This is a genomic window from Taklimakanibacter albus, assembly GCF_016595235.1.
Taxonomy (GTDB): domain Bacteria; phylum Pseudomonadota; class Alphaproteobacteria; order Rhizobiales; family Aestuariivirgaceae; genus Taklimakanibacter; species Taklimakanibacter albus.
Genome location: NZ_JAENHL010000008.1, coordinates 2,169,652 through 2,185,853, shown reverse-complemented (window position 1 = coordinate 2,185,853; position 16,202 = coordinate 2,169,652). Strand labels below are relative to the sequence as shown.

Annotated in this window: 16 protein-coding genes; 6 read left to right on the top strand and 10 right to left on the bottom strand. The window is 64.0% G+C overall.

Annotation, left to right across the window (positions count from 1 at the left end):
- The first annotated feature begins 40 nt into the window (after positions 1-40).
- The 5 genes from JHL16_RS33400 (at position 41) to JHL16_RS33380 (ending at position 5,381) form a co-directional block, all read left to right on the top strand.
- A complete protein-coding gene (locus JHL16_RS33400; RefSeq protein ID WP_200189151.1) occupies positions 41-550 on the top strand; it encodes a RidA family protein in 510 nt (169 codons plus the stop codon).
- Positions 551-638: 88 nt separating this feature from the next.
- On the top strand, positions 639-1,787 hold the full coding sequence (locus JHL16_RS33395; RefSeq protein ID WP_246771246.1) for an ABC transporter substrate-binding protein: 1,149 nt from the start codon (positions 639-641) through the stop codon (positions 1,785-1,787).
- Between the two features lie 74 nt (positions 1,788-1,861).
- Positions 1,862-3,853 (top strand): ABC transporter permease, encoded by a 1,992-nt coding sequence (locus JHL16_RS33390; RefSeq protein ID WP_200189150.1) that lies wholly within the window; start codon positions 1,862-1,864, stop codon positions 3,851-3,853.
- 17 nt (positions 3,854-3,870) lie between these two features.
- Positions 3,871-4,668 (top strand): ABC transporter ATP-binding protein, encoded by a 798-nt coding sequence (locus JHL16_RS33385; protein ID WP_200189149.1) that lies wholly within the window; start codon positions 3,871-3,873, stop codon positions 4,666-4,668.
- 2 nt (positions 4,669-4,670) lie between these two features.
- On the top strand, positions 4,671-5,381 hold the full coding sequence (locus JHL16_RS33380; RefSeq protein WP_200189148.1) for an ABC transporter ATP-binding protein: 711 nt from the start codon (positions 4,671-4,673) through the stop codon (positions 5,379-5,381).
- Between the two features lies 1 nt (position 5,382).
- On the opposite strand, the gene JHL16_RS33375 is transcribed toward JHL16_RS33380, so the two are convergent.
- The 8 genes from JHL16_RS33375 to JHL16_RS33340 all read right to left on the bottom strand — a co-directional run bounded on the left by JHL16_RS33375 (position 5,383) and on the right by JHL16_RS33340 (position 12,250).
- Positions 5,383-6,081, bottom strand: coding sequence for a response regulator (locus JHL16_RS33375; RefSeq protein WP_200189147.1), 699 nt, complete (start codon positions 6,079-6,081; stop codon positions 5,383-5,385).
- 142 nt (positions 6,082-6,223) lie between these two features.
- Positions 6,224-7,213, bottom strand: a complete 990-nt coding sequence (locus JHL16_RS33370) for an acetamidase/formamidase family protein (RefSeq protein ID WP_200189146.1) — start codon at positions 7,211-7,213, stop codon at positions 6,224-6,226.
- 12 nt (positions 7,214-7,225) lie between these two features.
- Positions 7,226-7,990, bottom strand: coding sequence for an SDR family NAD(P)-dependent oxidoreductase (locus JHL16_RS33365; protein WP_200189145.1), 765 nt, complete (start codon positions 7,988-7,990; stop codon positions 7,226-7,228).
- 2 nt (positions 7,991-7,992) lie between these two features.
- The gene (locus JHL16_RS33360) at positions 7,993-9,114 is read right to left on the bottom strand and encodes a mandelate racemase/muconate lactonizing enzyme family protein (protein ID WP_200189144.1); all 1,122 of its coding nucleotides are present in this window, start codon (positions 9,112-9,114) and stop codon (positions 7,993-7,995) included.
- A gap of 14 nt (positions 9,115-9,128) precedes the next feature.
- Positions 9,129-9,884 carry an amino acid ABC transporter ATP-binding protein gene (locus JHL16_RS33355; protein ID WP_200189143.1) on the bottom strand — a complete coding sequence of 252 codons (756 nt, stop codon included), beginning with the start codon at positions 9,882-9,884 and terminating at the stop codon, positions 9,129-9,131.
- Positions 9,881-10,540, bottom strand: a complete 660-nt coding sequence (locus tag JHL16_RS33350) for an amino acid ABC transporter permease (protein WP_200189142.1) — start codon at positions 10,538-10,540, stop codon at positions 9,881-9,883. Before JHL16_RS33350 ends, JHL16_RS33355 begins: the two co-directional genes overlap by 4 nt.
- Positions 10,537-11,202 (bottom strand): amino acid ABC transporter permease, encoded by a 666-nt coding sequence (locus tag JHL16_RS33345; RefSeq protein ID WP_200189141.1) that lies wholly within the window; start codon positions 11,200-11,202, stop codon positions 10,537-10,539. The genes JHL16_RS33350 and JHL16_RS33345 overlap by 4 nt, the downstream gene beginning before the upstream one ends.
- Before the next feature lie 208 nt (positions 11,203-11,410).
- Positions 11,411-12,250, bottom strand: coding sequence for a substrate-binding periplasmic protein (locus JHL16_RS33340; protein ID WP_200189140.1), 840 nt, complete (start codon positions 12,248-12,250; stop codon positions 11,411-11,413).
- A gap of 176 nt (positions 12,251-12,426) precedes the next feature.
- On the opposite strand from JHL16_RS33340, the gene JHL16_RS33335 reads away from it, so the two are divergent.
- Entirely contained in the window at positions 12,427-13,080 is a 654-nt protein-coding gene (locus JHL16_RS33335; protein WP_200189139.1) for a GntR family transcriptional regulator, read from the top strand.
- A 124-nt stretch (positions 13,081-13,204) separates the two neighbouring features.
- Here JHL16_RS33335 and JHL16_RS33330 read toward each other — a convergent pair whose 3' ends face one another.
- A complete protein-coding gene (locus JHL16_RS33330) occupies positions 13,205-15,157 on the bottom strand; it encodes an ABC transporter permease (RefSeq protein WP_200189138.1) in 1,953 nt (650 codons plus the stop codon).
- Entirely contained in the window at positions 15,154-16,179 is a 1,026-nt protein-coding gene (locus JHL16_RS33325; protein WP_200189137.1) for a quaternary amine ABC transporter ATP-binding protein, read from the bottom strand. The genes JHL16_RS33330 and JHL16_RS33325 overlap by 4 nt, the downstream gene beginning before the upstream one ends.
- Positions 16,180-16,202 lie beyond the last annotated feature (23 nt).

The window sequence follows — 16,202 nt, the reverse complement described above, 5'->3', positions numbered from 1 at the left end:
GCAAGTGGGACGCACAGTCCCGGTTTAGTTGGAGGAATGAATGCAAATAGAAAAGAAGATCGAATCTCTGGGCATCAAATTGCCCGACCTCGGCGTCTGGGATTCGAATATCGGCACCGCGCAGAAATATTACGGCCAGCAATATGGAAAGATGAAGCCGTTCCATCGTTCCGGCGGCCTGCTCATTCTGTCGGGCCATGTGCCTGATCTGCCCGATGGCACCGTGCTGCATCCGGGCCGCGTCGGTGCCGAAGTCACCGTCGAGCAAGGTTATGCGGCGGCGCGCCAGACCGGCATCAATTGCCTCGCCGGCATCAAGCAGGCGATCGGCGATCTCGACAAGATCACCAATCTCGTGCGCACACTCAATTTCGTCGTCTGCGCGCCGGGCTTCACCGATCCCAATCTCATTTCCAGCGGCCTGACCGATCTCTTCGCCGAAGTTTTCGGCCCCGAAAAGGGCATTGGCTGCCGCGCCACCATTGGCGTCATGTCGCTCGCCAATAACCATTGCTACGAGACCTGGATGGACCTCGAGGTCCGTTCGTAACGGTCCGCCGAACGGAGAGCGGCTCTGCGCGAGCCGCTCTTACTCATCGCGACAAATCATAAGAATAACGAGCTTAGGGAGAAGTACGATGCGTAAAGCCTTTCGATATATGACGGCGGCCGCGGCGCTTGCGGCCATCGCGAGCTTCACGGCGTCTGCGGCCGGGGCCGCGGAAGAAGTGAAGATCGGTTTCACCGCCGCTTTGAGCGGTGACTTCGCCGCCTATGGCGAGAACATGCAGCGTGGTCTCGAGCTGGCGATCGGCGAGATCAACGCCAAGAGCGACAATGGCGGCATCACGCTCGCCATCACCACCGCCGATGACCGCGGCCTGCCGAGCGATGGTGTGCTCATCGCCCAGCGTTTCTGCTCCGACGAGACGGTCGACATCGTCATGGGCTATTCCTTCAGCTCGGTGGCGCTTGCCGCCGCGACCATCATCAATGACTGTCAGCTGCCGGTGCTTGCCTCGGCGGTGACGAGTCCCGATCTTGCCGGCGTCAGCCCGTACTTCCGCCGCAACGTCTTGACCGATGCGGTGCAGGGCGAGCTGGCCGGCACCTATGCCGCCAAAGTGCTGGGCGCCAAGCGCATCGCCGCGCTCAACCAGCAGGATGATTACGGCATCGGCGGTACCGACGCCTTCGTCGCCGCCGCCAAGGCGGCGGGCGCCGAGATCCTGAGCCGTGAGGCCTATGTGCTCGGCACCAAGGACTTCAAGACGCAGCTCACCTCGATCAAAGCGCAGACTCCCGATCTCCTGTGGGTCGGCGGCTTCTATACCGAAGCGGCCAAGATCGCCCAGCAGGCGCGCCAGATCGGCCTCGATGTGCAGATTCTCGGCAGCGACGGCCTGTTGAGCCCGAAGCTTATCGAGCTGGGCGGTGCCAGCATCGACGGCACCATCCTCTATGGCATGTTCGATCCGAGCGTCGCCAAGCCGGAAGTCCAGGCCTTCGTGAAGGCCTATAAGGATAAATATGGCGAGGAACCCAATGCCTGGGCGGCGCTTGCGTATGATGCCGGCTACACGCTCAACGAGGCGGCGAAGCTCGCCGCGGCCAAGAACGGCAAGGTCGACCGCGTCGGCCTCAACGCCGCCTTCGCCGAGATCAAGGCCGTGCCTGGCGTCACCGGCCCGACCACCTTCCAGGAGAACGGCAACCGCGAAGGCACGGTCGTCTATCTCCAGGTGAAGGACGGCAAGTTCATCCTCGCGCCCAAGCAGCTGAACTGATCCCCGTCATAAAGGCGCATCGGAGTGTTTCGCTCCGATGCGCGCAAATCCGGACACGCTAGGCGAGGGCGCTCATGGATATTCTGCTTCAGTTCTTCATCAACGCACTGATGCTGGGGGCGATCTATGCCCTCGCCGCCGTGGCCTATACGCTGGTCTATGGCATTCTGGAGATGATCAACTTCGCCTTCGGCGAGTTGTTCATGTTCGGCGCGTTCCTCGTGGTAAGCTTCATGCTGCCGCAAGTGAGCCTGTTCGGTGTCATGGTGCCCATGCCGGGCCTGCCTTTCCTTCTCGCCGCGCCGCTCGCCATCTTCATCGTGGCGGGGATGGGGTATCTGATCGAGCGCTGCGCTTATCGGCCTTTGCGTTTCGCGCCGCGTCTCGCGCCCTTGATCACCGCCATCGCGGTTTCGGTCGCCTTGCAGAATCTGGCACAAAGTGTCTGGGGCGCGCAGGAGCTCGCTTATCCCTCCTTCTTCCTGCTCGAGGCCAAGCCGATCCAGATCGGCGGCGCCTATATCTCGATGGTCGAGATCGCGGTGATCGTCACCGCCGCGGTGGTCATGACCGCTCTCCACTTCTATGTGAAGAAAACGCGCATGGGCCGCGCCATGCGCGCCGCGGCGCAGGATGTCGAAGCTGCTGCCTTGATGGGCATTCCGGTCAACCGCGTCATCGCCATGGCCTTCATCATCGGCTCGGGCCTCGCCGCTCTGGCCGGCATCTTTTATGGCGCCGTCTATCTCTTCGCCCATCCGCATATGGGTTTCATGCCGGGCCTGAAGGCGATGGTCGCGGCGGTGCTCGGCGGCATCGGCAATATTCGCGGCGCCATGCTGGGCGGCATCGTGCTGGGCTTCGCCGAAACCTTCGGCGCCGCCTATCTGCCCAATGGTTCCGCCTATCGTGATGCCATCGCTTTCGGAATCCTCATCCTGCTCCTGCTGTTCCGCCCGCAGGGCCTGCTCGGCACGCGCCTGCCCAATCGTCTCGCCGACCGCGGCGCCATGGCCTTCAAAGGCTCGGCCTCGGCCATCGATGCGGGGCTCGCGCGTCTGAGCGCCTTCTTCGCCGGCCGCGATCTCGTGCGTTACGCCAGTTGGGGAATACTGGCGGTGGTCGCCGTCTCGGTCTTCTTCATCTTCCCGTCGCCTTATTGGGCGCGTGTCTTCGTCTTCGTGCTCATCTATGCGCTGCTCGCCAGCGGCCTCAATATCGTCGTCGGCTTTGCCGGCCTGCTCGATCTGGGTTTCGTCGCCTTCTGGGCGGTCGGTTCCTATTTCACCTCGATCCTCTTCGTCGAGGTGCTGGCCAAGGGTTATGGCGTCGATGTGAGCTCGGTCTGGTGGCTCTTCTATGTCAACCTGCTGCTGGGCGGCGGGCTCGCGGCGCTCTTCGGCATGATGCTGGGTTACCCGACTTTGCGGCTGCGCGGCGACTATCTCGCCATCATGACCTTGGGCTTCGGTGAGATCATCCGCCTCGTCGCCACCAACTGGGTCGATCTCACCCGCGGGCCGATGGGCATTCGTGGCATCCCGGTGCCGAGCCTCTTCGGCTACAAGCTCGGTTCGCCGGTGCAGCTTTATCTCTTAGGTCTCGTGCTGCTGGCGCTCGCCGTCTTCCTCATCGCCTTGATGGTGCGTTCCTATCTCGGCCGTGCCTGGGTGGCGATCCGCGAAGACGAGGCGGCGGCCGAAGCGATGGGCATCAACACCGCGCGCTACAAGCTTTATGCTTATTCGGCCGGCGGCTTCTTCGGCGGCGTCACTGGTGTGTTCTTCGCCCATTCGCAGCAGTATATCAGCCCGCTCAGCTTCACTTTGTTCGAGAATATCCTGATCCTCATGCTGATTGTGCTGGGCGGCATGGGCACGCTCGCCGGGCCGATCATCGGCGCCGCCATCTGGGTCGTCTTCCTCGAAGTGGCGCGCGACATGCCCTTCATTCAGCAGCACCCCGAATTGCGCTTCATGGCGCTCGGCGTCCTGCTCGTCGTGCTGATGATCTTCCGGCCGCAGGGTCTCCTCGGCCAGAAGCGCCAGCCCCTGATGATGTCATGAACCGGAGAGTGACGATCATGCCGGATCAGGCCACCGCTCTCCCTCTCGACGACAAGGTCCTGCTCGACGTCAAAGGCGTCGGGCGCCGCTTCGGCGGCCTTGTGGCGCTCGCCAATCTCGACGTGGCGATCAGGCCCGGTGAAGCATTGGGCCTCATCGGCCCGAATGGCGCCGGCAAGACGACCTTCTTCAACATCATCGCCGGCGCCATCCCGGTGTCCTCGGGCAGCATCCATCTCGACGGTGAGCAGATTTCCGGCCTCTCGCCCGACCGTATCGCCGGCAAAGGCATCGCCCGCACCTTCCAGAATATCCGCCTGTTCGACGAGATGAGCGTGCTGGAAAATGTGCTGATCGGCCGCCATCGTTTCTTCCGCGCCTCGCTCTTCGGCCTCATCTTCCGCACGAAGAAAGCCCATGCCGAGGAGAACCTCTCAAAGGAAGTGGCGCGCCAGGTCCTCGAACGTGTCGGCCTCGCCGACAAGATGGCGCAGCCCGCCCGCAGTCTCTCCTACGGTGATCAGCGCCGTCTCGAAATCGCCCGCGCGCTTGCGCTCGAGCCCAAGCTGCTTCTGCTCGACGAGCCGATGGCCGGCATGAACCCGACCGAAAAGGCCGATCTCTCGCGCCTCATCGTCGAGCTCAACCGCTCGGGCATGACCATCCTCCTCATCGAGCACGATATGAAGGCGGTGATGGGCATCTCGAAGCGGGTCATCGTGCTGCATCACGGCGAGATCATCGCCGATGGCTCGCCCGACGCCGTGCGCGCCGACCGCACCGTCATCGACGCCTATCTGGGCCGGAGGGGTTAAGCATGACGCTGAAGGTCGAGAACATCAAGGTCGCCTATGGCATGATCGAGGCGCTGCATGGCGTCTCCTTCGCCGTCGCGGACAAGTCGGTCGTCGGCCTCATCGGCAGCAACGGCGCCGGCAAGACCACGGCGCTCAAGGCCATATCGGGGCTTCTGCCGCTGAGCGGCGGGCGCATCACGCTCGATGGCCGGGACATCAACGGGCTGGCGCCTGAGGCCATCGTCAAGCTCGGCATCGTCCATGTGCCGGAAGGCCGCCGCATCTTCCCGCGCATGACGGTGCGCGAGAATCTCGATCTCGGCGCCTTCACGCGCCATCGCGATGCGACCGTCGAGCGCGATCTCGGCTGGGTCTATGAGCTTTTCCCGGTCCTGAAGGAGCGCGAGGAGCAACTGGCCGGCACCCTGTCGGGCGGCCAGCAGCAGATGCTCGCCATGGGCCGCGCTCTGATGTCGAAGCCGCGCCTGTTGATGCTGGACGAGCCGTCGATGGGCCTGTCGCCGATCATGCAGGACAAGATCTTCGACCTCGCCCGCGAGATCAACGCGTCCGGCACCACCTTGCTGCTGGTCGAGCAGAATGCCCGCGCCGCGCTGGAGCTCGCGACCCATGCCTATGTGCTCGACACCGGCGCCATCGCGCTCGACGGCAAGGGCTCGGAGCTCGCCCATGACGAGCGGGTGCGGAAAGCCTATCTCGGCGAAGAATAGCTCAGCTGGATTCTTCGGTGACGAGGCGATAGCCGACGCCGGGCTCGGTCTGGATATAGCGCGGATTGGCCTGGTCGTCCTCGAGCTTGCCGCGCAACTGCCCGATCAGCACGCGCAGATATTGCATATCCTCGGTATGGGCCGGTCCCCAGATGGCGGTGAGAATCTGGCGATGGGTCAGGACCCGTCCGGCATTGCGCAGCAGCAAAGCGAGGAGATCGAATTCCTTCGGCGTCAGCTTGAGCGGCGTGCCGTTTTTGGCGGCGCGGTGATCCGTAACATCAAGCGTGATCTCGCCCTGGCTGAGCATCGGCGCCGCATTGGCCGTCGGATTATGGTGGCGCAGCGCCGTGCGGATACGCGCCAGCAGCTCGCCGATGCCGAAGGGCTTGTTCACATAGTCGTCGGCGCCGAGATCGAGCGCCTCGATCTTCTCCGACTCGCGGTCGCGCGCCGAGACGACGATGATCGGCACCTGCGTAAAGGCGCGCGCCTGCCGGATCACGTCCTTGCCGTCGAGATCGGGCAGGCCCAGATCGAGCAGCACGACATCAGGCGACGTGGTGGCGATCATGCGGATCGCCTCGGCGGCGGTGGCGGGCGCCGACACCACGAAGCCGCCGGCGGTCAGGCCGAGCTTGAGAAAGCGCTGGATCTGGGGTTCGTCATCGACGACGAGAATACGTATGTCGCTGGTCATGCCCCATGATAGCACGGCGCGTTGCCCGGGGTGTAGTCACCGCTTTTTGGTCCCTCACCCTGAGGTGCGAGCGAAGCGAGCCTCGAAGGGTTGCTTCAGCATCACCACTCTATCCCGATGAGGGATTTCGAGAGGTGTTTCTCTACCCCAGATAATTCTTCAAGATCGACGCCCCCAGCGTGTATTTCGGATCGACCATGTTGCCGAGCCGCACCTTGCCCGCCTGGGTCAGGAGGAAATAGGCCTCATACTGGTCGAAGCCGTAATCGGCGACCATCCAGTGGATGAGCTCCTTATAGGCGATGCGCGCCGCATCCTCCATCGGCCTCGTGCTGCCGATCGCCATGATGAACTTCTCGGTCTCGAGCCGCGGCCACGCGATCTGCCAGTTCTTGATGAGATCGACCTGCACCGTCGTGGTCGACGGCATCTCGACCGCGACACCGCACAATTCGCCGTCGCCTTGCGTGCCGTGGCAGTCGCCGAGATAGAGATAGGCGTCCTTGTGATGCACCGGGAAATAGACGACGGCCCCCGGCGCCACGTCGGGCAGGTCCATATTGCCGCCCCAGTAGTCCGGCTGCAGTGACGAAACGGCTTCGATCTCGGGGCTCACCCCCAGCGTGCCGATGAACGGCTCATAGGGCAGCGTGATCTTGCTGTTGAACTTGATGCCCGCTTCCGTCACTTCCATCTTCTTCACGCGCTCGGGCAGCGGCGGATTGAGGAGGGCGGTGTTGCCGGTGGCGACGAGGCCGCCGAATTCCGGGATCAGCGCCGTGGTGCCGACCGGCTGCGGTCCGCGCGGCTTGATGCTGTGGATATGGACGCAGAGCACGTCGCCTTTTTCCGCGCCCCTGACCGCGATCGGTCCGTTCTGCGGATTGACGAAGGGCATGTGCAGCGTCTTCGACGGCATGTCCTGTTCCGTCTTGATGGCGCCCTCGAAAGCGTCATGGGTCTCGGCGATGACGATGTCGCCGGGCTCTATCGCCAGCACCGGGTCCGCATAAGGTCCATAGACATAGTGATATTTGCCCTGCTTCTCGACGGTGAGCTCGTGTCTTTTGCCCGCTTTGCCGCGCGCCACGCCTTTGCGCGCCATGTAGCTCGTCTCAAGCCAGTTGCTCATCAGCGATCTCCCTCACCGGCTTGAATAACCCCCATCGATCGCGATCGCCTGGCCGGTCATGAAGGCGGACGGATCGGAGGCCAGATAGACCGCGAGTTCGCCCATCTCGTCAAGCCGCCCGGCGCGCGGGATGGGATGCATCAGGCGCTTGGCTTGGATCGCCGCCGCGGGATCGGGCTCGGCCTGCGCCACTTCGATCGACAAAGGCGTCTCGACATAACCGGGGCACATCGCATTCACCCGCACATTATGGGGCGCGAAATCGAGCGCCATGGCTTTCACCATGCCGATCACGCCGGCCTTGGCGCCGCAATAAGCGACACGTTCGGCCCGTCCGACCAGCCCGAACATCGAAGAAACGATGATGACCGAGCCCTTGCCGGCGGCGAGTAGATGCGACGCGGCATAACGCACGCTTAAGAAAGCCGGCATCAGCGTGTGATCCATGATGCTCTGGAATTCCTCCGGCTCCGTATCGAAGATCGAGGTGCGCCCGGCGGCGCCGGCGCTCATCACCAGCGTGTCGAGCCCGCCGAGGAAATCGCAGGCCGCGGCGGTGACGCGCTGCACGTCGTCCTTCAAGCTCGCATCGCCCGGCGCACTTCCTGCCTTGCCGATTTTGGCGAGCTGCGCCACCGCTTCGTCGAGCACGGTCTTGCGGCGGCCGGACAGGAAGACGCCCGCCCCTTCCTGTATCAGCGCCTGTGCGATGGCGAAGCCGATGCCGGTGCCACCGCCATAGACAAGCGCTTTTTTGCCTTCGAGACGGTGGCTCATGATCAGCGGACCTCGAACTGCAGGATAGCGGCCTTCTCGACCGCTTTCCAGTCGATGCCGATGCCGAGACCATGTCCCTTGGGCGCATGCACATAGCCTTGCTTGTCGGTGCGGATGACGTCGAACGAACCATATTCGAAAGCGGGATACGGCACCGGCTGCTCGAAATAGGTGCAGTTGCGATAGGCCAGCATCACATGCAGATTGGCCGCCTGGGTCAGCGTATAGCCCCAGCATTGGATCTCGACATCCATGCCCAGCGCTTCGGCAAGCCCCATGATCTTGCGCAAGGGCGTGATGCCGCCGCAGATCGTGGCATCGACGCGCAAGGCACTCCAGGCGCCGGCCTTTGCCGCCTGGGTCAGCATCTGGAGATCGGTCCAGGTGTTGCCGGCGGCGATGACGGGCACCGTGCTCTGCCGGCGGATCTCGCGATAGCCTTCGATATCGCTGTCGACGAGGGGCGCCTCGAACCAGCGGAAATCGAGATCGCTCAACAGGCGCGCCGCCTTGAGCGCGCCCTGGAGGTCGTAGCGCTGCTCGACATCGAGCATCAGCTCCAGGTCCTTGCCGTCGAAATGTTTCTTCACCGCTTCGCACATCGGCAGGTCGCGCTCCGGCACGCACCAGCAGTGGAATTTCACCGCTTTGAAACCCTCATCATGGCGCTCGCCGACATAATCTATGTAAGCCTGGTTGTCGGCGAGGAGTGGCGTCGAGGCATAGGACAGGATCTTGTCGCGCGCTCCGCCGAGGAACTGATGGAGTGGCATCTGCGCCTGCCGTGCCGCCATGTCCCACAGCGCGATGTCGACGAGCGAATGCGCCTGCGGCACCATCGGCGTGCCGAGATTGCGCATGTCCTTCCACACCGTCTCGCGCTCGCCCGGATGCCGGCCCAGCACGTCGGGCAGCACATGGCGCAGGGTCTCGCCGACAGCGCGGTCGAAACAATGTGGCGTGATCATCGCCGCCCCGGCAAAGCCTTGCAGCCCGCTGGCCGCGGTCAGCCGCAGGATGATGTTGGACATGAACTGTCCGGTCATGCCTTCCGCCCAGGTGTAGCGCTCGACATCGGGTCCGACGACGAAGACTTCCGCTCTTTCGATTCTATGTTCGTTCATGATTCCTGTTTCCGTTATTTGCTTTCACCGTGCCAGCCGAGATGGCTGAGGAAGTCGCGGGTGCGCGGCACCTTGGGCGCGGTGAAGATTTCTTGCGGCGTGCCTTCCTCGATCACCCGTCCCTTGTCGAAGACGGCGACACGGTTGGCGACGCGGCGGGCGAAGTCCATCTCATGGGTGACGACCAGCATGGTCATGCCTTCATCGGCGAGCGTCTTCATGACGCTCAGCACCTCGCCGATCGTTTCGGGATCGAGCGCCGAGGTCGGCTCGTCGAACAGCATCAGCGCCGGCTCCATCGCGAGGGCCCGGGCGATGGCGACACGCTGCTGCTGGCCGCCCGACAAAGCCGAAGGGTGAGAGGTTTCCTTATCGGCGAGCCCGACCTTGGCGAGAAGCTTGCGCGCCCGCGCATCGGCCTCGGCCTGGCCGAGTTTCAGCACCGTGGTCGGCCCGATGGTGACGTTGCGGAGCACGGTCAGATGCGGGAACAGCTCGAAATTCTGGAACACCATGCCCATGCGCTGGCGCACCAGCCGCACCGAAGCCTCGCTGCTCCTGACCTCATGGCCGTCGAAGCTGATGCGGCCCTGATCGAGCGGGTCGAGCGCATTGGCGCAGCGCAGCAGCGTCGATTTGCCGGAGCCCGACGGCCCGATGAGACACACGACCTCGCCGCGATGCAGCGTCAGGCTGACGCCGGCAAGGGCGGTGAGCGCGCCGTACCGTTTGACGACATTCTCGAAGACGAGGATCGGGGCGGCAGTCATTCGGCGACCTTGAAACGATGGTGGATCCAATCGACGAGCTTCGCTTGCGGATAGCCCATCAGCCAGTAGAGCGCCGCCATGGCGGTCAGCACTTCGAGAATGCGATAGGTCTCCGCCCGGATCTGCAGCGCCACATAGGACAGCTCCGACACCGCGATGATCGAGACGAGCGAAGTGTCCTTGAACAGCGACACCCAGGTCGAGGCGAGCGCCGGCAGCACGCGCATCAGCGCTTGCGGCGCCACGATGCGGCAGAACACGCTGACGCGGCTCATGCCGAGCGCCAGGCCGGCATTCCACTGGCCTTGCCTGATCGAGACGATGCCGGACCGGAAGGTCTCTGAATTGAAGGCAGAGATATTGCAGGCGAGGCCGACGATCGCGGTGGCGATCTGCGACAGCTGGATGTCGAAATAGGCCGGCAGCACATAATAGACCCAGTAGATCTGCAGGATCAGCGGTGTGGCGCGGAAGAATTCGACGAAGGCGGTGGCGGCCATCGCAAGTGGCTTGATGCCGGAGAGTCGCAAGAGTGCCAGCGCCAGCCCACCCGGAATGGCGAGCAGCATGGTGACGACGGAGAGCCAGATGGTCATCCAGGCGCCGTCGAGCAGGCGCGGCAGGCTCGACCAGACGATGTTCCAGTCGAAGGTCATGACGAGCCCAGATGCGAAAAGCGCCGATACAGCCGGTCGACGCCGCGCGCCACCGGATAGCAGAGGATGAAATAAGCGAGCATGGCGGCGGTATAGAGCTCGAAGGGGCGGAAGGTCTTGCCGGCGACGATCTGCGTCTGGCGCAGAAGCTCAGGCACCGCGATGACGGATGCGATGGCGCTGTCCTTGATGGCGATGACGAACAGCGAGCCGAGCGCCGGCAGCATGCGGATAATGGCCTGCGGCAGAATGATGGTCCTGATCGCCTGGAACCGGCTCATGCCCAGCGCCAGCGCCGCTTGCATCTGGTTGCGGCGTACCGAAGTCAGGCCGGCGCGGATCGTCTCCGACACATAGGCGCCGAGATGCAGTCCGAGCCCCGCAATGCCGGCGGTCACCGCATTGATCGACGCGCCGATGAGCAGCGGGAAGGCGAAGAAGGTCCACACCAGGATGACGAGAAGCGGAATGGCGCGCATGCTGTCGACATAGAAGCCGAGCATGACATTCGTCATGCGTCCGCCATAGGTGCGCAGCGCGCCGACGAGCGTGCCGATGACGAAGCCGAGCGCCGTCGACATCACGCTGACGAAGATCGTCATGCCGAGCGCCTTGAGCAGAAACGGCCAGCTCGTCAGGATCGGTGTGAGGTTGATGTCCAAATTTTATCCTCGCCCCGCGCCCTCTCCAAGATTCCCCCTCTCCCGCTTGCGGGAGAGGGGGCCCGACAGGGCGGGTGAGGGTGTTGGTTCGACCGGTTGTACTTTGTCAGGTTCTAAGTAGGTGTCGAGAGACACCCTCATCCGGCGCTTCGCGCCACCTTCTCCCGCAAGCGGGAGAAGGGGAAGATGACGGGACGGATCGGCCCGCTTACCCGCCCGCCTTCAACAGCTTGATCTCTTCCGCCGTCACCTGGTCTTTCATCTCATCATAGACGGCCTGCAGCCAGGCGAGGAAAGCCGGGTCCTTCTTGTCGACGGCGAGACCGACATCGGTCGCCATCTCGGTGCTCTTGAGGCAGTCATCGCCCGACGGGAAGGAGACGAGACCCTTGACCTGGCGCTCGAGCGCCGGCCAGGCGACATTGTCGATGGTGGCGAAATCGGCGCGCTTGGCGAGAATTTCTTCGACCGGCGCATTGGCGCCCGAGCCCGCCACGCCTTTGAGTGTCGCTTTGGGGAAACGCGTCGGCGCCCAGGTCTCGGGCGGCGTGCCGGTGAAATAGACCATGGTGAGGCCGTCGCGGTTGAGATCGTCGACCGTCTTCACATCCTTGAGCTTGGGATTGTCGGCAAGACCGAACATGCACAGGCTCGAGCGCGAATAGACGACGAAGTTCACCACTTCCTGGCGCTTCGGCGTCACCGCCAGCGGCGCGATCGAAATGTCGGCTTCACCCGTGGCGAGGATCGGCACCTTGGTTTCATGGCTGACCGGCACCACTTCCAGCTTCACGCCGAGGCGCTTGGCATATTCCTCGGCGAGCAGCCAGGCCGGGCCGGAAAATTGCGGACCCGAGCCCGAGGTGTTTTCGGGCAGCCAGGGGAATTCGCCGATCGCCGCGACCTTGAGCGTGCCGCGCGCTTTGATGGCATCGATCTTCGGGCTGGCCCCGGCCGCCGGCACATCGGCGCCGGCGAAAGCGCTTCCCGCAAATCCCACAAGCAGCGCCATGGCAAGCGCCGCCGGACGGAGAAAGTTCAGCTTCATCGTTCACTCCCTGAATGAGCCGGCTTCCGGGCCGGCCGTCCTTTGTGGCCGGGTGGCCCGGCCTTCCTCCCGCGCCGATGGTTGCGCGTGATGGTCTATTTGTATACAATTAGTTTGAATGCGCAATAGGGAATTGAGAATCGCTGCTGAAACCATGAAGAAGATGGGGAATGACCATGGCTGACGCCCCGATTCTGCCCTTTGCCCGCTCGCCGAGCCTTGCCGACCAGGCAGCCGAGGCGATCGTCGGCGGCATTGCCGCCGGCATCTTCAAGCCGGGCGAAAGACTGGTGGAAGCCAATCTCGCCGCCACCTTGCAGATGAGCCGCGTGCCGTTGCGCGAGGCGCTGAAGATCCTCGAGGCGCAGGGCATCGTGGCGAGCACGCCGCATCGCGGCACCTTCATTCCGGCTTTCGACGACAAGCGCATCGATCAGATCTGCGAGGTCCGCATCTCGCTCGAGAAGATCGCGCTCCGCGACGCGCTCGCCAACCGCGCGGCGCTCCCCGCTCTGGTGAAGCAGCTCGATCAGATCATCGCCAGCATGGAGCAGGCCGCTTCCCGCCTCGACTGGATGGGGGTCAGCAAAGCCGATCTCAGCTTCCATCGCGCCATCTGCGAAGCGTCCGAAAACGCCATCGTGCTGACACTGTGGGAATCGCTCGCCCGCCATGTGCTGATCGTCTTCGGCCAGGAGATCCGCGACGAGAAGGACGCGGTGGTCATGGGCCCGCATCACCGCCGCCTGCGCGACCTCATCGCCGCCGCCGACATCGACACGCTGCTGCGCGAGATTCCGGGTCACATATTGCGCCTGCGCGGCAGATAGCGTTTACCCTCGCCCTTCGAAGAGGGGAGAGGGAGGGGCCCAACGCGTCAGCGTTGAGAGGGTGAAGGGCATCTCCTGCGTGAACGTGACAGAGTTTGCGCCGACAACTGGAGGAGTGCGGATGCTAACCCATCCCCAATTCCTTCTTGCGCTTCTGCGCCCAGGCGCCGATCAGCCGGTCGGCGATGATGCCGATGAAGGCGATGCCGAGACCGGCGAGCAGGCCGCGGCCGGTATCGGCGCCGGGCAGCGCCTTGTAGATCTCCTGGCCGAGATCGCGTGAGCCGATGAGCGCGGTGATCGCCACCATGGCGAGCGCCATCATGATCGTCTGGTTGATGCCGAGCAGGATTTCCGGAAAGGCGATCGGCAATTCCACCTTGCGCAGGCGTTGCGCCGCCGTCGCGCCGGCGGCGGTCGCCGCTTCGACCGTCGCCTGCGGCACGCGCAGCAGGCCCAGATAGGTGAAGCGGATGGCCGGCACCGTCGCATAAGCGAGCATGGCGATCACATTGGAGAGATCGCTGGTCTGGAACAGCATGATCACCGGAATGAGATAGATGAAGCTTGGAAAAGTCTGCAGCGTGTCGCAGACCGTGTTGATGATGCGCGCTGCGAGCGGTCGCCGCGCCGCCCAGATGCCGAGCGGTATGCCGATGATCACGCACAGCACCGTCGTGCTGGTGACGAGATAAAGCGTCAGCATCAACGGCGTCCAGAAGCCGGCGAGCATCAGGAATCCCAGGAGACCGACGGGCAGCAGCGCCAGCCGCCAGCCGCCGAAATGCCAGCCGATCATCGCCGGAATTCCGATGACCACCGGCCAGGGCAGGAACAGATAGAAGTCGCGCAACGGCAGCAGCAGCCAGATGGTGATGCTGTCGCGGATAGGCTTCACATAGGGAAACAGATTGCGCGAGATCCAGCGCACCGCGTCATTGATCGGCCCGCCATAAGAGAGCGTCAGCTCCTTAGGATATATGGCGAGCGCCGGGAACATCCGTGCCGCCGCGATGGTGACGACGACAAGGACGCCGAAGGCCACGAGATACCGGTGGCGCCGGACCCAGGGCGTTCCGGGCGCGATGCGTTGCGGGTTGCGCCGCATGAAGGCCTGCGTCATGCGGTCGAGCACGATTGCGATGAGCGTGATGGCCACCCCTTGCTCCACCGCCTTGCCGATCTGCAATTGCTGCAGCGAGAAGAGCAGCTTCTGACCGAGGCCCGAGGCGCCGACCAGCGAGGCGATGACCGCCATGGCGAGCGTCTGCATCACCACCTGGTTGAGGCCCAGGAGTAAGGTGCGCTCGGCCGCCGGCAGCTCGACCTTCCACAGAAGCTGCAACGGCGTGCAGCCCGCCATGTGGCCCGCCTCGATGACATCGCGCGGCACGGTGCGGATGCCGAGGATGGTGCAGCGCGCCATCGGCGGCAGCGCGAAGCCGAGCGTGGCGAGCATCGCCGGCACCTGGCCGAAACCGAACAGGATGACCACCGGACCCAGATAAGCCATATGCGGCGTCGCCTGCATCACGTCGAAGATGACATTGAGCACGCGTTCGGCGCGCCGGCTGCGTGTCGCCCAGATGCCGAGCAGCAATCCGCTGATCGCCGCCAGCGGCACCGTCACCAGCACGATCGCCAGCGTCTGCATCGCATCCGGCCACAGGCCGAACAGAGCGAGATAGAAGCTCGCCAGACCGCAGAGCAGCGCCAGCGGACGTCCGCCGATCCAGTGGCCGAGAAGGGCGGCGCCCAGCACGATGGCGGGCCAGGGCAGCGGCGGCCATTTCCACGCCGGAATGCCGCGATAAAGCAGCGCTTCCACCAGCGCCAGCGGTTGCGCCAGCAGCCAGGCGATGGCGCGCGTCACCGGCTTCGCCGTTTGCGCGAACCAGGCGAAGAAATCGGTGACCCAGCCGCGCACCGGGATCACCAGCGCTTCGGGCCATTTGTCGAAAACGGGAACGAGCTGCGCCAGGACGAGAAGGGCCGCGAGCACCGCCACCATCGCGATGAGATCGAGAGGCGGCGCGCGCGCCGCGGCGGGCCTGACGACCGCGGCGGAGCTCGTCATCTGGCGCCGTCCGGATAGAGCGCCGCGATCATGCGTTTGCGGTCGATCGCGCCGACCGGCTTTCCATCCGCGTCGATGACGGCGATCGCCTTGTCGGAGGACAGCACGAGCGCCGCCGCATCGCCGATCTTGGCCGAGGCCAGCACATTCACGCCATTGACCGGCACGTGCTCGCGTGAGGCAACGGCGCCGACGGTGAGGATGCGGTCGCGCGGCGCATTGCGGGTGAATTCGCGCACATAGTCGTCGGCCGGCGCCGACACCATGTCTTCCGGCGTGGCCAGCTGCACCAGTCTGCCGTCCTTCATGATGCCGATGCGGTCGCCGAGCCGGATCGCCTCGTCGAAATCATGGGTGATGAATACGATGGTCTTGCGCAAGAGCTTCTGCAATCTCAGGAACTCGTCCTGCATCTCGCGGCGGATGAGCGGATCGAGCGCCGAGAAGGGCTCGTCGAGAAACCAGATGTCGGGCTCGACGGCGAGCGAACGGGCAATGCCGACGCGCTGCTGCTGGCCGCCCGACAGCTCGCGCGGGAAATAATCCTCGCGGCCCTCGAGCCCGACGAGCTTGATCATCTCGCGCGCCCGTGTCTCGCGTTCCTCGCGCGCGGCACCGCGCACTTCGAGCGGGAAAGCCACATTGGAGAGCACGCTGCGATGCGGCAGCAGCCCGAAATGCTGGAACACCATGCCCATCTTGTGGCGGCGCAAGTCGATGAGCTCGGCCGGCGTCGCCTTGAGCAGATCGTTGCCGTCGAGCAGGATCTGGCCCTGCGTCGGATCATTGAGACGGGTGATGGCGCGGATGAGCGTCGACTTGCCGGAGCCCGACAGCCCCATGATGATGAGGATCTCGCCCGGATAGACATCGAAGGAGACGTCGCGCACCGCGCCGATATAATTCTCGCGCGCGAAGTCCTCGTCCTTGGGCGCCTCGCCATGTCGCTTGAGGAAGCCCTGGGGATCGGGCCCGAAGATCTTCCACAAATGCCGGCACGAGATCTTGGCGGGTGCGGTCATGGCCTCACTTCAATTGCAAAAAA